The 17,925-nt window shown below is 71.5% G+C and carries 14 protein-coding genes and 1 pseudogene; 5 read left to right on the top strand and 10 right to left on the bottom strand.

Annotated elements, in window-relative coordinates:
* Positions 1-18 precede the first annotated feature (18 nt).
* Positions 19-1,062, bottom strand: coding sequence for a 2-hydroxyacid dehydrogenase (locus ACGFWE_RS13345; RefSeq protein WP_352383984.1), 1,044 nt, complete (start codon positions 1,060-1,062; stop codon positions 19-21).
* 97 nt (positions 1,063-1,159) lie between these two features.
* Between ACGFWE_RS13345 and ACGFWE_RS13340 the strand changes: the two genes are divergently transcribed.
* Genes ACGFWE_RS13340 through ACGFWE_RS13330 form a run of 3 tightly spaced genes read left to right on the top strand, consistent with a single transcriptional unit; the run spans position 1,160 to position 4,041 of the window.
* Complete coding sequence (locus ACGFWE_RS13340) at positions 1,160-2,620, top strand: FGGY-family carbohydrate kinase (RefSeq protein WP_393600207.1); 1,461 nt, start codon at positions 1,160-1,162, stop codon at positions 2,618-2,620.
* Positions 2,617-3,252, top strand: a complete 636-nt coding sequence (locus ACGFWE_RS13335) for a histidine phosphatase family protein (RefSeq protein ID WP_352383982.1) — start codon at positions 2,617-2,619, stop codon at positions 3,250-3,252. The genes ACGFWE_RS13340 and ACGFWE_RS13335 overlap by 4 nt, the downstream gene beginning before the upstream one ends.
* 12 nt (positions 3,253-3,264) lie before the next feature.
* Positions 3,265-4,041: an SAM-dependent methyltransferase gene (locus tag ACGFWE_RS13330; RefSeq protein ID WP_393599897.1), complete on the top strand. Its 777-nt coding sequence runs from the start codon at positions 3,265-3,267 to the stop codon at positions 4,039-4,041.
* A 113-nt stretch (positions 4,042-4,154) separates the two neighbouring features.
* Here the strand turns inward: ACGFWE_RS13330 and ACGFWE_RS13325 are convergent.
* From ACGFWE_RS13325 to ACGFWE_RS13290, 8 genes and pseudogenes are all read right to left on the bottom strand, one after another.
* Positions 4,155-4,685, bottom strand: a pseudogene (locus ACGFWE_RS13325) (superoxide dismutase); the annotation flags it as partial.
* A 109-nt stretch (positions 4,686-4,794) separates the two neighbouring features.
* Positions 4,795-6,180, bottom strand: coding sequence for an amino acid permease (locus tag ACGFWE_RS13320; RefSeq protein ID WP_393599895.1), 1,386 nt, complete (start codon positions 6,178-6,180; stop codon positions 4,795-4,797).
* A gap of 112 nt (positions 6,181-6,292) precedes the next feature.
* The gene (locus tag ACGFWE_RS13315) at positions 6,293-7,189 is read right to left on the bottom strand and encodes a TauD/TfdA family dioxygenase (RefSeq protein ID WP_352383977.1); all 897 of its coding nucleotides are present in this window, start codon (positions 7,187-7,189) and stop codon (positions 6,293-6,295) included.
* Between the two features lie 14 nt (positions 7,190-7,203).
* On the bottom strand, positions 7,204-8,547 hold the full coding sequence (locus tag ACGFWE_RS13310) for an LLM class flavin-dependent oxidoreductase (RefSeq protein WP_352383975.1): 1,344 nt from the start codon (positions 8,545-8,547) through the stop codon (positions 7,204-7,206).
* 254 nt (positions 8,548-8,801) lie between these two features.
* A complete protein-coding gene (locus ACGFWE_RS13305) occupies positions 8,802-9,506 on the bottom strand; it encodes an ABC transporter ATP-binding protein (RefSeq protein ID WP_393599893.1) in 705 nt (234 codons plus the stop codon).
* Positions 9,482-10,324, bottom strand: a complete 843-nt coding sequence (locus tag ACGFWE_RS13300; RefSeq protein WP_393599891.1) for an ABC transporter permease — start codon at positions 10,322-10,324, stop codon at positions 9,482-9,484. Before ACGFWE_RS13300 ends, ACGFWE_RS13305 begins: the two co-directional genes overlap by 25 nt.
* The gene (locus ACGFWE_RS13295; RefSeq protein ID WP_393599889.1) at positions 10,321-11,388 is read right to left on the bottom strand and encodes an ABC transporter substrate-binding protein; all 1,068 of its coding nucleotides are present in this window, start codon (positions 11,386-11,388) and stop codon (positions 10,321-10,323) included. Before ACGFWE_RS13295 ends, ACGFWE_RS13300 begins: the two co-directional genes overlap by 4 nt.
* 180 nt (positions 11,389-11,568) lie before the next feature.
* On the bottom strand, positions 11,569-12,777 hold the full coding sequence (locus ACGFWE_RS13290) for an ROK family protein (protein ID WP_352383968.1): 1,209 nt from the start codon (positions 12,775-12,777) through the stop codon (positions 11,569-11,571).
* 440 nt (positions 12,778-13,217) lie between these two features.
* Between ACGFWE_RS13290 and ACGFWE_RS13285 the strand changes: the two genes are divergently transcribed.
* A complete protein-coding gene (locus ACGFWE_RS13285; protein WP_352383966.1) occupies positions 13,218-13,793 on the top strand; it encodes a biotin transporter BioY in 576 nt (191 codons plus the stop codon).
* A gap of 97 nt (positions 13,794-13,890) precedes the next feature.
* Here the strand turns inward: ACGFWE_RS13285 and ACGFWE_RS13280 are convergent, their stop codons facing one another.
* Complete coding sequence (locus tag ACGFWE_RS13280; protein ID WP_352383965.1) at positions 13,891-14,616, bottom strand: LPXTG cell wall anchor domain-containing protein; 726 nt, start codon at positions 14,614-14,616, stop codon at positions 13,891-13,893.
* Between the two features lie 194 nt (positions 14,617-14,810).
* Between ACGFWE_RS13280 and ACGFWE_RS13275 the strand changes: the two genes are divergently transcribed.
* On the top strand, positions 14,811-17,882 hold the full coding sequence (locus tag ACGFWE_RS13275; RefSeq protein ID WP_393599886.1) for a protein kinase: 3,072 nt from the start codon (positions 14,811-14,813) through the stop codon (positions 17,880-17,882).
* Positions 17,883-17,925: the final 43 nt, after the last annotated feature.

The raw sequence follows: 17,925 nt of genomic DNA, 5'->3' as shown, positions 1-17,925 counted from the left end.
GAAGAAAACCCTCCTAGGTCACGTCAAGCAGTGCGCCAACCGCTCCCCCCGCGCCCAGCGGCCCACCTCCTCCGCCGCGATCCTCGCCGCCTTCTCGGCCACCGCGCGGCTCGCCCCGCCGAGGTGCGGGGTCAACACGACCCGGTCGGCCAGGGCGCGCAGGCGGGAGTCCGGGGGCAGCGGTTCGTGCTCGTAGGTGTCGAGGGCGGCCGCGGACACCCGGCCGGCTTCGAGGGCGTCGCACAGCGCGGACTCGTCGACGAGCGGGCCGCGGGCCACGTTCACCACGACCGCCCCCTCCGGCAGCAGCGCCAGCTCGCGGGCGCCGATCAGACCGCGGGTCTCGGCGGTGAGACGGGCGTGCAGGGTGATCACCCGGGAGCGGGTGAGGAGCTGGTCGAGGGAGGACACGCGCAGGCCGTGGATCTCGCCGCGCACATAGGGGTCGTACACCATCACCTGGGCACCGAAGGCGCACAGCACGCGCGCGACCCGGCTGCCGACGGCGCCGTAGCCGACGAGTCCGACGGGCAGGTCCTCCAGTTCCAGGCCGCTGTGCTCGTACGTGTAGTAGGCGGCGCCGCCCTCCCAACTGCCCTGTCCGGCGAGCAGGTCGTGGGCCTGCGGGATGCGCCGCACGGCGGCCAGCAGCATGCCGACGGTGAACTCGGCGGTGGCGGCGGCGTTGCGGCCGGGCGCGAAGCACACCCGTACGTCACGGGCCTTGGCCGCGTCGAGGTTCACGTTGACCGGGCCGCCCCGGCACACGACGACCAGCCGCAGGCTGTCGGCGGCGTTCAGCACCCGCTCGGTGACCGGGCCCATCTGGGTGACGAGGACCTCCGCGCCGTCCAGCGCCTCGATCAGCTCGTCCTCGGCGTCGCTCGCCTCCACCACCTCCGCCACGGGCCCGAAGGGTTCCAGGGGCCAGCCGAGCGTCAGCTCCTTCGTCTGCGCGGCGATGCCGCCCAGCTCGGCCTCGACGGCCCCGGCGATCAGCCCCGGCAGGACGAAGTGGTCGCCGGCCGCCACGACACGTACGGGATCGGTCCTCTGGGTCATCGTCGACCTCCGAGTCGTCGCTTCACTGAGACGATGTTGAGCCGCGAATCCCGGGTACGCATAGACCCCGTGCGGGTGGGAGGTCCCGATGACCGGTATGACTGACGAGAACGAGACGGCGTGGCTGGGGATCGACCTCGGCACGCAGAGCGTGCGCGTGCTGGCGGTCACCGCCGACGGGACCGTGCTGGGCCAGGGCTCCGCCCCGCTCGGCGGCCTGCGCGAGGGCGTGCGGCACGAGCAGGATCCGGAGCAGTGGTGGGAGGCCGTGCGTACGGCGTCCCGTTCCGCTTTTCTCACCCTGACGGGCGTACGGATCGGCGGCCTGGCGGTGTGCGGCACGTCGGGGACGGTCCTGCTGACGGACGCGGAGGGCCGGCCGACGAGCCCGGCGCTCATGTACGACGACGCACGCGCGGCGGGTGAGGCGGCCGGGCTGCGCGAGGCGGGGCTCGCCGTCCAGGACACGTGGGCGCTGCCGAAGGCGCTGTGGCTCGCCGGTGCGCATGGGAAGGGCCGGGTCACCCACCAGCCGGACGTCGTCACCGCACACCTGACCGGCGGACCGGTGCCCACCGACTCCAGCCACGCGCTCAAGACGGGCTACGACGTCGAGCGCGACGCCTGGCCGGATGTCGCCCTGGATCTCCCCGAGGTCGTCCGCCCCGGCACCCGGCTCGGCGAGGTCTGCGCGGCCGCCGCGGAGGCGACCGGCATCCCCGCCGGCACGCCGGTCGTCGCCGGGATGACCGACGGCTGCGCGGCCCAGATCGCCGCGGGCGCCCTGCGGCACGGGTCGTGGAACTCGGTGCTCGGCACCACCCTCGTGCTGAAGGGGGCCACCCCTGACCCGGTCCGGGACTCGAGCGGCGTGGTCTACAACCACCGTGCGCCGGGCGGCACCTGGCTGCCCGGCGGTGCGTCGAGCGTGGGCGCGGGGGCGCTTCCGGCGGACGCCGACCCCGTCGCGATGGACGAGCGCGCGGCCGCGTTCGAGCCGTCCGGTGCCGTGGCTTACCCGCTGGTGTCACGGGGGGAGCGGTTCCCCTTCCTCGCCCCGGACGCCACCGCGTTCCAGCTCGGCACCCCCGCCGACGACGCCGACCGCTGGGCCGGGCTCCTCCAGGGCGTGGGGTTCGCGGAACGCCTCTGCCTCGACTACCTGCACCACCTGGGCGCCCCGCTCGACGGCCCTCTCACCTTCACCGGCGGCGCGGCCCGCAGCCCGTACTGGAACCAGCTCCGCGCCGACATCCTCGGCCGCCCGGCCCGCGTACCCGAACAGACCGAACCTGCCCTGGGAATGGCCGCGTTGGCTCTGCACGGCACGACCGGCACCCCCTTGGCGGAGGCCGCCGAGCACATGGTCCGCATCCGCACGGTCGTGGACCCGCGCCCCGGCCGCACGGCCCTCTTCGCCGAGCCCTATGCCCGCCTCGTCGACGAACTCACGGAGCGGGGCTGGCTCCCCGCACCGGTGGCGGCCCACGCGCACAGCCGACTGGACCGGGACACCAGCCACGACGGCGCCGCACCTACCGACGGGACCACACCATGAGCACGACCACGACCACGACCCTGCTGCTGGCCCGGCACGGGCAGACCATCTGGCATGCCGAGAACCGTTACGCGGGCGTGAGCGACATCGGGCTCACCGACGAGGGCCGGGCCCAGGCGGAAGCGCTCGGGCGGTGGGCCGCCGTCCACCGCCCCGACGCGATCTGGACGTCCCCCCTGTCGCGGGCGATCGCCACCGCCGACCCGGCCTGCCGGGCCCTCGGCGTCACCCCGCACCGCGAACCCGGCCTCAGGGAGTGCGACTTCGGGGTGCTGGAGGGCCGTACCCTCGCGGAGTTCGCCGCCGAGGTGCCCGACGCGGCCGAGGCCTACCGTGCGGACCCGGTGGCGTACCCCTTCCCCGGCGCGGAGGACCCGACGGCCGCCGCTGCCCGGGGCACGCAGGCCCTGCGCCGCATCGCCGCCGCCCACCCGGGCGAGCGCGTCCTGGTCGTCGCCCACAACACCCTGCTGCGGCTGGTGCTGTGCACGCTGCTGTCGATCCCGCTCGGGCAGTACCGCAGAGTGTTCCCCCGGTTGCGCAACGCGGCGATCACCGAACTCCGCCTCGGCGAGGACGGATCCGCCGCACTTCTCTCCCTCAATGTGCCGTGCGAACAGGATCGGTCGTAGCACGATAGGCCCATGACGGAGATCGACACCTCGGTGCCGCATTCGGCCCGGATCTGGAACTACTGGCTCGGCGGCAAGGACAACTACCCCGTCGACGAGGCGGCCGGCGACGCCTACACGGCCGTCTTCCCCGGCATTGTCACGATCGCCCGCAGCAGCCGGGCCTTTCTCGGCCGCAGCATCCGCTACCTGGTCGAGGAGGCGGGCGTCCGCCAGTTCCTGGACGTCGGCACCGGGCTGCCCACGGTCGACAACACCCACGAGGTCGCCCAGCGCATCGCCCCCGAATCGAAGATCGTCTACGTGGACAACGACCCGCTGGTCCTCGCCCACGCCCGCGCCCTGCTCACCTCCACACCGGAGGGCGAGACGGCGTACGAGGACCTGACGCTCTACGAGCCGGAGAAGATCCTGGAGGCGGCCTCCCGGACCCTCGACCTCACCCGCCCCACGGCTCTGATCCTCAGCGGCCTGCTGGGCCATGTCGCCGACCACGACCTGGCCCGGGACCTGGTCCGCCGCCTGGTGGCGGGCCTGCCCTCGGGCAGCTACCTGTGCGTCAACGACGGCTCGCGCGGCACCGACCCGGACTACGAACAGGCCCAGGACGCCTACAACGAGACCGGCGCGGTGCCCTACTTCCTGCGTCCGGTCGACAAGATCGAGGCGTTCTTCGAGGGCCTGGAGCTGGTGGACCCGGGCGTGGTCTCCGTCCCGCTGTGGCGCCCGGCCGGCGACACGGTACCCGCACCCATCGGCCAGCACGGCGGTCTTGCCCGCAAGGCCTGACCGGACCCGGGAAGCCCCCGCGAGTCACGTCCTCGCGGGGGCTTCCGTCATTCCGCCCGCCGCATGAAGGCTGAGAAGACGATCACGAGGCGGGACGCTTCGGTGCGGGCCGGTCAGGGCGCCAGGAGCAGCACATCCGTACGGGACCTGGCGGCCTCGTAACGGCGGGCCACGTCCTGCCAGTTGACGACGGCCCACATGGCGTCGATGAAGTCGACCTTCTGGTTCTTGTACTGCAGGTAGAAGGCGTGCTCCCAGGCGTCGAAGACGAGGATCGGGGTGGCGCCCTGCCCGACGTTGCCCTGGTGGTCGTAGACCTGCTCGACGATCAGCCGCCCGCTGAGCGGCTCGTGGGCGAGCACGCCCCAGCCGGAGCCCTGCGTGGTGGCCGCGGCCTTGGTGAGCTGGGCCTTGAAGCCGGCGAACGACCCGAACGACTCGGCGATCGCGTCCGCGAGCGCGCCCACCCCGTCGGCCTCCAGCGGTTCGCCGCCGCCGTCGCCGGTCATGTTGTGCCAGTAGATGGAGTGCAGGATGTGCCCGGAGAGGTGGAAGGCCAGGTTCTTCTCCAGCCCGTTGACCGCGCCCCACGACTCCTTGTCCCGCGCCTCCGCCAGCTGCTCCAGCGTGTCGTTCGCCCCCTTCGCACAGGACGGCCCCTCCGAACCTCTTATTGCGTAGAGCTTGCAACTACACGCTAGCAACAAAAAGACCCCCGCAGGTGGACCGGGGGTCTTTCGGGGCGCGTGGGGATCAGTCCTCGGCGCGCGCCCTCTGCCAGCCGTATCCCGCGGCCGCCAGGACCAGCGTCATGCCGCCCGTCCCGTACAGCTGTACGCGGGTGTCCGGCTCGCCGGCCATCAGGACCAGGATCGCCGCCATGCCGGCCAGGGCGACCCACGTCAGATACGGGAAGCCCCACATCCGGACGGTCAGGTTCCCGGGGGCCTCGCGCTCCAGGGCGCGGCGCAGCCGCAGTTGGGAGACGGCGACGAAGCCCCAGACGACCAGGACGACCGCCCCGATCATGTTGAGGAGCCAGGAGAAGACGTCGTCGGGGCGCCAGTAGCTCAGCACCACGCAGCCGAAGCCGAACGCGCTGGAGGCGAGGACCGCGGCGCGCGGTACACCGCCGCGGACACGGCCGAGGAACCCGGGTCCCATGCCCCGCTCGACCAGCGAGTAGGCGATGCGCGAGGAGCCGTAGACGTTGGCGTTCATCGCGGAGAGCAGGGCGACCAGGACGACGACGTTCATGAGCGGGCCCGCTCCGGGGATGCCCAGTTCGTCGAGGGCGGCGACGTACGGGCCCTTCTCCACGACCGCCTTCGCGTTCCAGGGGACCAGGGTGACGATGACCGCCATCGAGCCGACGTAGAACAGCGCGATACGCCACATCGCCGTACGGACCGCGCTCGCCACACCCCGCACCGGGTCCTCGGACTCGGCGGCCGCGATGGTGACCGTCTCCAGACCGCCGTACGCGAAGACGGAGGCGAGGAGGCCGACGACCAGGCCCTCGCCGCCACCCGGGAAGAAGCCCCCGCGGCCGGTGAGGTTCGCGGTGCCCGGGGCGGTCGTGCCCGGCAGGAGGCCGGCGATCGCGAGCACCCCCAGGACCAGGAACAGGACGATCGCGCCGACCTTCAGGGCCGCGAACCAGAACTCGAACTCGCCGAAGTTCTTCACCGCGGCCAGGTTCGTGACGCAGAAGACCAGCATGAACAGGGCCACCCAGGCCCATTCCGGGGTCCCCGGCAGCCAGCCGGTCACGATCTTCGCGGCGCCGATGCCCTCCAGGCCCACGGCCGTGCACAGCAGGACCCAGAACGACCACCCGGCGGTGAAGCCGGCCCAGGGACCGATCGCCCGTTCGGCATGCGCGGAGAAGGAGCCGGAGGAGGGATACGCGGCCGACATCTCGCCGAGCATTCGCATGACCAGCATCACGAGGAGGCCGGAGAGCGTGTAGGCGAGGACGATCGACGGTCCGGCGGCGGCGATCCCCGCGCCGGAGCCGACGAACAGTCCGGCGCCGATCACCCCGCCGAGAGCGATCATCGACAGGTGGCGCTGCTTGAGGCCGTGGGAGAGCGGAGCGTCGGACTCTTGTGGGGTCCTGACGGTGGGGCTGGGCATGGGCGCGGTTCGTCCAGTGCGTGAGACGGCAAAAACGCCCACAGTGTGGGCGGTCTTCCCTGGTCAAAGGGGAGACCGCCCACGATGCGGACCGGTCCGGCACCGGCTGTGACTACGCGGCTACGACCGTGTAGTGCGAGGCGTCGCCCTCGATCGAGTAGCTCTCCTTGCCCTCGATGCCCACCGGGACGTCCCCGGCGACCGTCACCCGGTGCAGCCGGCGCGGCAGACCGTCGTAGTTGTCGACGGCGTAGTGCTGGGTGATGCGGTTGTCGAACAGGACCAGCTGGTTCTCCGACCAGCGGTGGCGCAGCAGGTTCTCCGGCCGGGTGACGTACGCCTGGAGCAGGTCGAGGATCTTGCGGGACTCACCCGTCGACAGCCCCACGATCCGTTGCGCGAACCCGCCGATGAACAGCCCGCGTTCACCGGTCAGCGGGTGCACCCGGACCACCGGGTGGACCGTGCGGTACTTGATCGAGGTGAACTGGGCGCGCCGCGCGGCCTGTTCCTCGTCCAGGCTCTCCTCCGGCACGGCGTAGTCGTAGTCGTTGGTGTGCTCGGCCCACAGGTCGTCGGCGAGGCGCCTGAGCGGCTGCGGCAGATCCCGGTACGCGGCCGCCGAGTTGGCGATCAGGGTCTCGCCGCCGTACGGCGGGATCGTCAGGCTGCGCAGGGTGCTGGCCTGGGGCGGGTTGAGGACGAAGGTGACGTCGGTGTGCCAGTGGTTGGCGGCCCGGCCGCCCTCGCTGTCGACGGGCAGGACGTTCGGGGTGCCGTCGACGGCCGGCACCGTCGGGTGGGCGGTGGTGAGTTCGCCGAAGTGCCGGGCGAAGGCCTGCTGGCCCTCGTCGTCGAGGTTCACGTCGCTGAAGACCAGCGCCTTGTGGGTGTTGAGGGCGTCGCGCAGCGCGGTGGCCGTGTCCTCGTCCAGAGGCTTGGAGAGGTCGACACCGGCCACGTGGGCGCCGATGTTCGCGGTGACCTTGCGGATCTCGATACCGGACATGGGAGGGGTCCTTCCTAGGCGTAGACGTGCTGGACGGGCTGGACGTGCTGGTTGGCGGGGCGGGGGAGGCCGTAGCGCTCCCGCAGGGTCCGGCGCGGTCCGTACTCGGTGCGCAGCAGGCCGCGGGTGCGCAGGATCGGGACGACGTGGTCGACGAAGGTGTCGAGTCCCGAGGGGAGCACCGCGGGCATGATGTTGAAGCCGTCGGCGGCGCCCTGCGTGAACCAGGTCTCGATGGCGTCGGCGACCTGCTCGGGCGTGCCGGCGAAGGTGAGGTGGCCGCGGCCGCCGCCGAGCCTGCCGATCAGCTGCCGCACGGTGAGGCGGTCGCGCCGGGCCAGCTCCACGACGAGCGTGTACCGGCTCTTGGCGCCTTCGACGGCGGACTCGGGCGGCAGGTCGGACGGGAGCTGCCTGTCCAACTCCAGACTGCCCGCGGGGAGTTGCAGGAGCCGCTCCAGGTTGGCCACGCCGTGCCGGTGCACGATGTGGTCCTCCAGCTCCTGTTCCTTCGCGAGCGCCTCGGCCTCCGTGGCGCCGATGACGGGGACGATGCCGGGCAGCACCTTGATGTGCTCGGGGTCACGACCGGCTCGTGCGGTCCGTGCCTTGAGGTCGGCGTAGAAGGCCCGCGCGTCCTCGATGGTCTGCTGGGCGGTGAACACGGCCTCCGCGTACCGGGACGCGAACGCCTTGCCGTCCTCACTGGAACCGGCCTGCACGAGCAAGGGGTAACCCTGGGGCGTGCGGGGCACGTTGAGGGCGCCCTCGACGCTGAAGTACGTCCCCCGGTGGCGGGGCGGGTGGATCTTCGCGTCGTCGCCCCAGACGCCGGCCGCCTTGTCGCCGAGGATCGCGTCGTCCTCCCAGCTGTCCCAGAGCTTGAGGGCCACGTCGAGGAACTCGGAGGCTCTGGCGTACCGCTCGGCGTGTGCGGGTTCCGCGTCCAGGCCGAAGTTGCGGGCGGCCTCCGCGCCGGCGGTGGTGACGATGTTCCAGCCGGCCCGGCCGCCGCTGATGATGTCCAGCGAGGCGAACTTACGGGCCAGGTTGTAGGGCGAGTTGTAGGACGTGGAGGCGGTCGCGATCAGCCCGATGTGCTCGGTGGCCGTCGCCAGCGCGGTCAGCAGAGTGAGCGGCTCCAGCGCACCGGCGGGCCGCTGGGCGAGGTTGCTCCACAACTGCGGCCCGTCGGCGAGGAAGAGCGAGTCGAAGGTCCCGCGCTCGGCGATCCGGGCGAGGCGGATGTAGTGGTCGAGCGAGACGTGCGCGAAGGGATCGCTCTCGGGCAGCCGCCAGGAGGCTTCGTGGTGGCCGGTGTTCATGAGGAAGGCGTTCAGGTGGAGGTGGCGGGGCATGGGGGTCCTTTGCGGCGTGCTCGGGGGAGTGGCTTCGGGTGCCGGCCGGCTGCGCTCAGCCCGTCCGGCGTGTGAGGACGAGGCCCCTTCAGGGCCGATGAGGGTCTGGGGGCGCAGCCCCCAGGGGCGGTCACCCGGCGTCTGCGGTCACTCCGAGCGCCGGGCTCGGGGGTGTGCTTTCGGGCGCCGGTCGGTTGCTGTCGGCCGGTTCGGCGGGTGAGGTTCTTGACGGCTGATGGCGTCTGAGGGGACGGTCACCTGATGTCCGCGGTCACTCCCAGTGCCGTCAGCAGCCGCGCCCGGTACTCGTCCCGGGGCCGGGCCCGGTCGATGGTCTCGTCGAGGCCGATCCGTCCCTCCTCCAGGACCAGCACCCGGTCGGCCAGCGCGATCGCCTCGTCCACGTCGTGCGTCACCAGCAGCACCGACGGCTGATGCCGCTTCCACAGCTCCCGCAGCAGCGCGTGCATCCTGATCCGGGTCAACGCGTCCAGCGCCCCGAACGGCTCGTCCGCAAGCAGGAGTTCGGGCTCCCTGACCAGCGACCGGGCCAGTGCGGCGCGCTGTTGCTCACCGCCGGACAGCTCGTTCGGCCAGGCCCGCTCGCGCCCGGCGAGACCCACCTCGGCAAGCGCCTCGCGCCCCCTCTCCTCCCCGTCGGTCCCCAGCAGGACGTTGTCCAGCACCCGCCGCCACGGCAGCAGCCGGGAGTCCTGGAACACCACGGACACCCTCTCGGGGGCCGTCAGCTGCCCGCTCCCCACCACCTCGTGGTCCAGCCCCGCCACCGCCCGCAGCAGCGTGCTCTTGCCGGAGCCGCTGTGCCCGAGCAGGGCGACGAACTGTCCGGCCGGGATGTCGAGATCGATGCCGTCGAGGACCGTACGCCCGTCGAACGACCGGGTCAGCCCCCGGATCCGTACGGCCGGCCGGGTCAGCTGCTCAGTGTGCGGCGCCATGACAGAACCCTCCGTTCGACGAGACGGACCGCGCTGTCGGAGACCAGGCCGAAGACCCCGTAGACCACGAGACCGACGAGGATCACATCGCTCTGGCCGTAGTTCTGGGCCTGGAACATCATGTAGCCGAGTCCGCTGGTGGCGTTGATCTGCTCCAGGACGACCAGGCCCAGCCAGGAGCCGGTGACACCGAGCCGGAGTCCCACGAAGAATCCGGGCAGCGCGCCGGGGATGACGATCTGCCGCACGAACGCGAACCTCGACAGCCCCTGCACCTCGGCGAGTTCGACGAAGCGGTGGTCGATGCCGGCCAGTGCGGCATGGGTGTTCAGATAGATCGGGATGTAGACGACGATCGCGATGATCGCGACCTTGAAGGACTCGCCGATGCCCAGCCAGAGGATGAACAGCGGGATCAGGCCCAGCGTCGGAATCGCCCGGTTGAGGTTGACCGTCCCGTCGATCAGTGCCTCACCGACCCGGCTGAGCCCGGCGGCCAGGGCCAGCAGGACACCGGCGGCCAGCCCGATGGCGAAGCCGGACGCGGCCCGCTGGAGCGAGGTCAGCATGTCGGTGGGCAGGGTTCCGGCGGTCCACAGATGGACGCCGGTCCTGACCACGGTCCAGGGTGCGGGGACCGCGGCCGGGTCGAGCCGCCCCGCGGCGGAGGCCGCGGCCCACAGCGCGAGCAGGAGAACCGGGCCGACGAGCCTGGCAGCGGGCAGGCGCTTGCCGGGGGAGAGCCGGCGGCGCCTGCGGACCTGGGGAGCGTCCGGGGCGACCACGGCCGCAGCGGTCACGGTGGTCACGGCGCTCACCTCCGGTACTCCGCGGCCACGGCCTTCGCGGCGATGCCCTCGAAGCGGTGGTCGAAGAGGCCGCCCACATCGAACTTCTTCACGAAGCCGCCCTCCGCCAGCAGATCCGCGGTCTCCTGCTCCCACTTGATCGCCTCGTCCCAACTCGGCGGGAACAGAGGCTTGTTGGCGAGCGCGGTGACGGCCTTCGCCTGGGCGAGGGTTAGGTTCTGTGTCTTGACGTAGAACTCCTCGTTCCAGATGTCGGGGTTCTCGTACGTCCACACCTGGCCCTTGGCCCAGTACGGGATGTAGGCGGCGACCGCGGCGGCCTTCGCGGGGTCGCTCAGCACGGAGGCCGGCGCCCACAGCAGGTTGAGCAGGTCGACCACGTCGGTGGTGATGGCGCGGGCGCCCTTGCGCTCGTACTGCTGGAAGTAGGCGGGGGACTGGCTGTTGGGCAGCGGCGCCACGTCCACCTGGCCGGACTGCAGGGCCGTGAAGAACTGGTTGCTGGTGAGCGGGACGAGCTTGACCTCGTCGTAGGCGAGCCCGGCCTTCTTCAACGCCCGCAGCAGGACCACTCCTTGGGCCTGACCCTGCGAGAACGCGAGCTTCTTGCCCTTGAAGTCCTCGACCGAGCGGATGTCGCTGCCGGGCTTGGTGGCGAAGAGGTAGTTCGGCTTACGGGTGATGTTGATCGCGACGATCTTCGCGTCGTAGCCCTGGAAGTGCGCCTGGATCGGCGGGATTCCCGCGTTGTTGGCGACGTCGAGGGAGCCGGAACGGAAGGCGTTGATGACGTCGGGGCCGGCGCTGATATTGGCCCAGGTGCTCACCTTGAACGGCGGAGCGCCCAACTTTCCGAGTTTCAGCTGTAGTTGCTGGGTGCCGGAGTACGAGGCGATCTTCAGGCTCGTGCCGGCCGGGACCTTGGCGGCGAGCGGGGCGGACAGGGCGTCCTTGCTGTCGGCGGCGGCACTGCTGTCGGCGCAGCCGCTGAGGCCGGCGACACCGGCCGCGGCCCCGAGGACCGAGGTGAGGAACAGTCGCCGGTCGATTCCGGACGTGCGGGAAAAGGGCATGGGAAGGCTCCCTGAATCAGTGCATGAGAAATTCACGGAGAAATGAGTTCATGCAGGGGAAATGAGCGCGTCACGCGGGGCAACGTGTCAGCAACAAAGGGCGCGACAGTACAGGTGCGGGCTCATGAACAGGATGTTCGCGGCCACAAGGAGCCCCTGTCAACATTCGGAGTTTCTGAATTAAATAGCCTCAGGTGACGCGGCCAATGGATCCCGGTAGAGCACGTCGAGGGCCACCGAACCGCCCGCCACGGCAAGGACGGAATCCGGGAAACTCGACGGAATGACGGAAGCAGCGCGGTCGTCGCCGACGCCCTCGCGCAGGGCGACGAGGCAGTCCTCCCGGTGGAGGATGCCGACCTCGGTCACCACGACCGTCTCCGGGTTCAGCACGTCGAGGAGCAGCCGCGCCGCCCGCCCCACGGCGCCCGCCCGCTCGGTCAGCAGCCGGGCCGCCACCGGGTCGCCCGTGGCCGCCGCCGCGACCACGTGCATCGGGTTCACGCCCTCGACGATCCCCGCCTGCCGGGCCCGTCGGCACAGTGTCCGCTCGCTCAACTCGGCCTGCAGGCACCCGGTCCGCCCGCAGTCGCAGGGCTCGGTGCCGCCCGGCACCGGCAGATGGGCGATCGCGCCCGCCTGGGAGCGCGGCCCGTGATGCACCTCGTCGTTGGTGGCGAACGCCGAGTCCACCACGTTGCCGACGAACAGGTGCAGCACGCTCCGGCTGCCGCGCGCCCGCCCGAACAGCCGCTCCGCGTTGACCAACGCCCGCGCGTGCCCGTCCACATGGACCGGCAGACCGGTCCGGGCGCCGAGGACCTCCCGCACCGGCACCTCGTGCCAGCCCAGCAGGGGGTGTTCGACGACGGTCCCGGAGTCCCGGTCCACCCAGCCACCGGCCGCGAAACCGACGCCCAGGCAGCGCAGTCGCGGTGACCGCCCCAGCAGTGCGGCGAGCCCGTCGGCGGCCCGCGCCAGGATCTCGGAGGCGCCGGCCCCGTTGTGCCGGAGCTCCCGTGCGGCCACCACCCGGCCGCGCAGATCGAGCAGCGCAACGGTCGTATAGGGGACGGCCACATGGACCCCGCCCACAACGAACCGTGACTCGTCCAGGTCGACGGGCACATGGGGGCGGCCCACACCATGGGACTGCCGGGGCGTCTCCGACTCACGGATGAGACCGAGCTCGGTGAAGCGCGAGCAGTAGTCCGTCACGGACGCCGGGGACAGTCCGGTCAGCCGGGCGATGGTGCTGCGTGCCACCGGCCCGTGCTCCAGCACGGACCGCAGGACGACGCTGGCGCTCGTACGGCGCCGGGACGTGGAAGGGGGAGTGGAGGGGCGAGTGGCGGGAGCGGTGGCAGGGGGTGCCGCGGTACGGGGCATGGAAAACCGTCCTCGGGAACGGGGGCCGACACGTCTCGGAGAGTGAGGCGCGCCGGAGCCCGCCTCACACCGGACGGCGACAGACAGCCGTGCCCACGCGTCGCAGGTCGACGTGGCGACGCGAGGAGAAGTACCGGGACTGGGCGACCATGCCTGGAAGGGTAGGCCAGAAACGGTGAATCCGACCAGACCACTAGGGTTCGTTCGGTGATTCCGTTCGTTTGGTGATTCCCCACAGCGGCCCGACGCCGCCCCCCTGTAGCCGGTGCCACCTCACCTCAGTGACCGGCATCACGCCGAACCGGGTGTAACCGGCATCCTTTGTCCGGAGCCCACCAAGCCCCGGCTCCCGCCTTTGTCGGGCGCTGACGGTGATCGGCCGGAACACGCTGGGATAGCGTCACGATGTCCCCCGCCGTTCACACCCTCGCGGAGTCCCCATGAGCACCGCCGTCGCCCCCGCCCGCACCGGCCAGGTCCTCGCCGACCTGATCCCCGCCTCCCGCGTCCGGGACATCGCACTCGTGGCCGGCGGCGCCGCGCTCACCGGCCTCGCCGCACAGCTCTCCGTGCCCGTGCCGGGCTCCCCGGTGCCGGTGACCGGCCAGACCTTCGCCGCGCTGCTCGTCGGCACCACCCTCGGCGCCCGCCGCGGTGTCGCCTCCCTCGCCCTGTACGCGCTGGCCGGCCTCGCCGGACTCCCGTGGTTCGCCCAGGGCACCTCCGGGATCTCCGTTTCCTTCGGCTACATCCTCGGCATGATCCTGGCCTCCGCCGCCGTCGGCGCCCTGGCCCGCCGTGGCGCCGACCGGAACGTGTGGCGGACGGCGGGCGCCATGCTGGCCGGTGAGGCGATCATCTACGCGATCGGCGTCCCGTACCTCGCCTACGCCGCCGACATGTCGCTGTCCGCCGCGATCGCGGCCGGCCTCACCCCCTTCCTCCTCGGCGACGCCCTCAAGGCCGCCCTGGCGATGGGCGTTCTGCCCACCGCCTGGAAGCTCGTCAAGCGCTGACATTCCTCCGGTATCCCGCAGAGGTTCATGCCGGACAAGCCGAAGGCGTGACCTGACAGCCCGTCAGGTCACGCCTTCACCGTTTTCCCGCCCCGGATCAGCCGGTGCGCTGCGGCCGCCGCTGCGACCACCACAGCCCGGCCACGCCCGCCGCCATCAGCGAGGCGCCCGCGGCCCCGAGCGGCAGCAGGTCCCGCCCGACACCGGTCTTCGGCAACTCGCCCGGGGTGTCACCGCCGGGCGCCACCGGCTTGTTGTCGGTGCCCAGCAGCAGCGGGGTGGCCGGGGCGTTCGGCGACGGATTCGTCGTACCGAACGGAACCGGGCCCTGCTGCCAGAACGTCTTCTTCCCGTCACCGGCCTGCACCGGAAGACAGATCTTTCCGGTCTTGTCGAGATCGAATGTCGCGTCGACGGCGTACGACTTCGACTTACCGGCCGCGAGATTGTCGATGGGGCAGGCGAAACCGCTGTTCGAGCCCTCCGGTAGATCCTTTTCTGCAATCTGAGAGCAGCCTTGAACGTTTTTGACCGTCATGCCGTCGAATCCGACGACCAAAAGCCTGATCTTTCCGCTGTCCTTGCTCCCGTCGTTCTTCACGGTGGCCGTGAGATCGGTCTTCTGCGAGCTGTTGTCGACGGAGATCGTTCCGGGCAGTGTGGTCGTCAGCTCCACGCCCGCCGGCGCCTCGTCAACGGCCTTTCCCCCCTTGCTGCTTGCGGGTCCCTCGTCCGCGCTCGCGGTGAAGGAAAAGATCATCACCGTCGAGAAGGACGCCGTGACCAGCGATCCGGCAATGGTCGTCATACGACGAGAACTCATGTTCGCCCCCCTTGGCTGCGCCTGAATTCGCAGTACTTGAAGAGGTACCACAAGATTTCTCCGCACTATGCTGGTACGGCGCGAAGTGTGACCATTGTGTTCCACTCGGGGCATCGTTGAGGGGGTGCAGCGGATTGCCGGGGAATGCGGGAGACACGGGAAATGCGAGGCGCGGCGGAGTTCCAGGGCTCCTGGTGACCGGACGCTATCGTCTGGTCGAAAGTATCGGCCAGGGGGGAATGGGGCGGGTGTGGCGGGCCGCCGACGAAATGCTCGACCGGCAGGTCGCGGTCAAGGAGATGCGGATCGACGGCCTCGACGCCGAGGACACCCGCACCCGCCGTGAACGGACCCTGCGCGAGGCCAGGGCCACGGCGCGCATCGACCACCCCAATGTCGTACGGGTCTACGACGTCGTGGACGAGGGGGAACGCCTGTGGATCGTGATGGAGTTGGTCAACGGCCGTTCCCTGGAACGGATGACGGTGGAGGACGGCCCACTGGGCCCGCGCGAAACGGCGCTGCTCGGGCTGGGGCTGGTGCGGGCCCTGCGCCAGGTCCACGCGCGGGGCGTCCTGCACCGGGACATCAAACCCGGGAACGTCCTGGTGGAGTCCGGCGAGCGCAGTGCCCGCCGGATCGTGCTCACCGACTTCGGCATCGCCGCGATGCAGGACGCCGAGGCGCTGACCATGGTCGGCATGCTCGTCGGCTCCCCCGACTACATGGCCCCCGAGCGGGTCTCGGGCCGTCCCCAGGGCCCGCCGTCGGACATCTGGTCCCTGGGAGCGACGCTGTGCGCGGCACTGGGCGGCCGCTCCCCCTTCTCCCGCGACACCACCCTGGCCACGCTGCACGCCGTCCTCTACGAGGAGCCGGAACTCCCCGCGACCGCAGGCCAGTTGACCGACCTCCTGACGGCCCTGCTGGAGAAGGAACCGTCGATACGCCCGGGCCTGGACGAGGTGGAGTCTGCCCTGCACACGGTCGCGTTTCCGGCGCCTACGCCGACTTTGAGGATGGGGACGGGGGATGGCACCGGTGACACGGGGACGTCGGAGCGGGTGCCTTGGGTGGGAGGTCTGGCGGAGTCCGGTCAGGTTGACGGGGATCGTGTGTCGGGCGCGGCGCCGGGATCGGAGCGAGCGGGGAGTTCTGCGCCGGCGTGGGTCCAGGGGGAGTTGAGTGGCCCTGGGGATCCAAGGGGGCCGGGAACATCTGGGGCCACGGCTGTTCCTGGGACTGCGGGGGCTCCAGGAACGCCGGGTGGTTCGGACGCTTTCGAGGCGCGGGGTGCCGATGGAGCCGGCGGGGCGGGAGGAGGGTCCGAGGGGCCGGGCGCTTCGGGAGTTCCTGGCGGATCCGAGGTGCCGGGCGACCCGGCAACACCGGGAGCATCACGGGATGCGCGAGAAAACTCGCCGGACGCGTCGGGTACGTCCAGCTGCTCACCGGACACGTCAACTGTCCGAGGGGGCTCATCGGAGACCCCGCCGATCCCGGGGCCGTGGATACCGCGGGAGTCGCCCACCCCGGCCTATCTGGAGACCGGAGTCGTACGGGCGGTACGGGATCCGCGGGTGCCGGAGCCGGATGCCGGGCCCGAGGCGGCCGTGGACGAGCCTGCCGATTTGGAGCCGGCGGATGCGGTGCCGGGCTTCTCGGGTGCGGGGGTTGCATGGGCTTCGGACTCAACGCCGGGGGAGTTCCTGTCTGCGGCCGAGGCAGCGGAGGCAGGGGAGCCGTCGGACCGTGTGGTGTCCAGGCGTGGGTCCTCGGAGTTGGCCGGGACCGGGACCGGGAGCGTGGGCCCGGACGGAGCGGGTGACGACGCCGTAGCCGCGCAACCCGAACACCCCGCCCCAGCCGGGCCATTCCTGCCGTCCGGATCCCAGGAGGCCTCGGCCGACCACATCGCCAGTGCTTCCACCGAGGCCGCCTCGGAGGAGCGTTCGGAGGTCCGGTCGGAGGCGCCGTCCGGGAGTTCGGTGGGAGCCGTACTCCGGGCAGGGGCCGCCACGACCAGTACACCTCTCGCGAGCGCCCCCACCCAGGACTCCCTCGCGGCGGGCGCCCCCACGGAGTACTTCCCGATGCCGGACGCGCCGACCCGGGACGCCCTCACGCGAGCGGCCTCCGCCCCCACCCGTGTCGGTCCGGCACCGACGACTCACCGTGGCCCCCACCACCCCGGCCAGGACCTCGATCCAGGCCCCGAGCAAGGCCCGCCGACGCAGGAAGGCGCAGCCGGCGGCGGACAAGGCATCGACACCGCCGACCCCGCCGCCGATCCCCGCACTCGACCCCGCCCGGGCCAGGATCCCGGCCCCCACCCCGCACAAGGGCCAGGCGCAGCCGGCGGCGGACAAGGCATCGACACCGCTGACCCCGCGACCGATCCCCGCACTCGACCCCGCCCGGGCCAGGATCCCGGCCCCCACCCCGCACAAGGGCCAGTGCAGGAAGGCGACGGCGGCAGCGGACCCGGCATCGACACCGCTGACCCCGCGACCGATCCCGGTACCCGACCCCACCCCGGTCAGGACCCCGACCCCGACCCCGGCCCGGCGCTGGTCCTCGGCCCGCACCCCCACCGCATACCCCCGGGCGAACCCTCCGCCACCCCCCACCGCGGCCGGCGCCGCACCACCCTGGTTGCCGTCGGAAGCGTGGTCGCCGCAGGTGTCGCCGTGGTCGCGATCATCCTCGCGACCACGTCCGGCCCGCCCGGCGACGACAAGGCGGGCGGCTCCCCGTCCGCCTCGGCTTCGGCCTCCGTCTCCTCCTCGGCACCCGGCGGGACCCCGTCCGCCACCGTCGAGGGCACCTCCCGCCCCCGTTCGCTGGCGCCCGGCGCACACGAGGAGGCCGGCGGATTCGCGTGGGCGACTCCGACCGGCTGGCGGCGGGACGTGAAGACGGGGGCCGAGGTCCACTACACCTCGCCGGACGGGAAGCAGGAGCTCGCGGCCAAGTCGTCCCTCGCCCGAGGCGACCTGATGGAGACCTGGCGGACCTCCGAGCAGAACGCCCACCAGGGCCAGGACTACGCCAAGATCCGCCTGGAGGAGACGACGTTCCGCGATCACCCCGCGGTCGTCTGGGAGTACACCTTCACCCTCGGCGGCGTCCCCTGGCACGCCCAACTGCTCGGCTTCAACGTGGGCGACAAGTCGTACCAGATCAACACCTGGTACCAGCCGGACATCGAGACGCAGGCCCTCACGACGTACGAGAAGGTGAAAAACAGCTTCACGGTGCTCTGAGCCTGCACGGAGAAAGGGCCCCGCGGCACACGCCACGGGGCCC

This window comes from Streptomyces sp. NPDC048523 (assembly GCF_043199815.1).
In the GTDB taxonomy this organism is placed as follows: Bacteria; Actinomycetota; Actinomycetes; order Streptomycetales; family Streptomycetaceae; genus Streptomyces.
Note: the sequence above shows the minus strand (reverse complement) of the source record. Positions and strands in the feature narration are given on the sequence as shown.

Coding starts and splice junctions, on each gene's coding strand:
- ACGFWE_RS13345 (WP_352383984.1), bottom strand. CDS start 1,062: ATGACCCAGAGGACCGATCCCGTACGTGTCGTGGCGGCCGGCGACCAC.
- ACGFWE_RS13340 (WP_393600207.1), top strand. CDS start 1,160: ATGACTGACGAGAACGAGACGGCGTGGCTGGGGATCGACCTCGGCACG.
- ACGFWE_RS13335 (WP_352383982.1), top strand. CDS start 2,617: ATGAGCACGACCACGACCACGACCCTGCTGCTGGCCCGGCACGGGCAG.
- ACGFWE_RS13330 (WP_393599897.1), top strand. CDS start 3,265: ATGACGGAGATCGACACCTCGGTGCCGCATTCGGCCCGGATCTGGAAC.
- ACGFWE_RS13320 (WP_393599895.1), bottom strand. CDS start 6,180: ATGCCCAGCCCCACCGTCAGGACCCCACAAGAGTCCGACGCTCCGCTC.
- ACGFWE_RS13315 (WP_352383977.1), bottom strand. CDS start 7,189: ATGTCCGGTATCGAGATCCGCAAGGTCACCGCGAACATCGGCGCCCAC.
- ACGFWE_RS13310 (WP_352383975.1), bottom strand. CDS start 8,547: ATGCCCCGCCACCTCCACCTGAACGCCTTCCTCATGAACACCGGCCAC.
- ACGFWE_RS13305 (WP_393599893.1), bottom strand. CDS start 9,506: ATGGCGCCGCACACTGAGCAGCTGACCCGGCCGGCCGTACGGATCCGG.
- ACGFWE_RS13295 (WP_393599889.1), bottom strand. CDS start 11,388: ATGCCCTTTTCCCGCACGTCCGGAATCGACCGGCGACTGTTCCTCACC.
- ACGFWE_RS13290 (WP_352383968.1), bottom strand. CDS start 12,777: ATGCCCCGTACCGCGGCACCCCCTGCCACCGCTCCCGCCACTCGCCCC.
- ACGFWE_RS13285 (WP_352383966.1), top strand. CDS start 13,218: ATGAGCACCGCCGTCGCCCCCGCCCGCACCGGCCAGGTCCTCGCCGAC.
- ACGFWE_RS13280 (WP_352383965.1), bottom strand. CDS start 14,616: ATGAGTTCTCGTCGTATGACGACCATTGCCGGATCGCTGGTCACGGCG.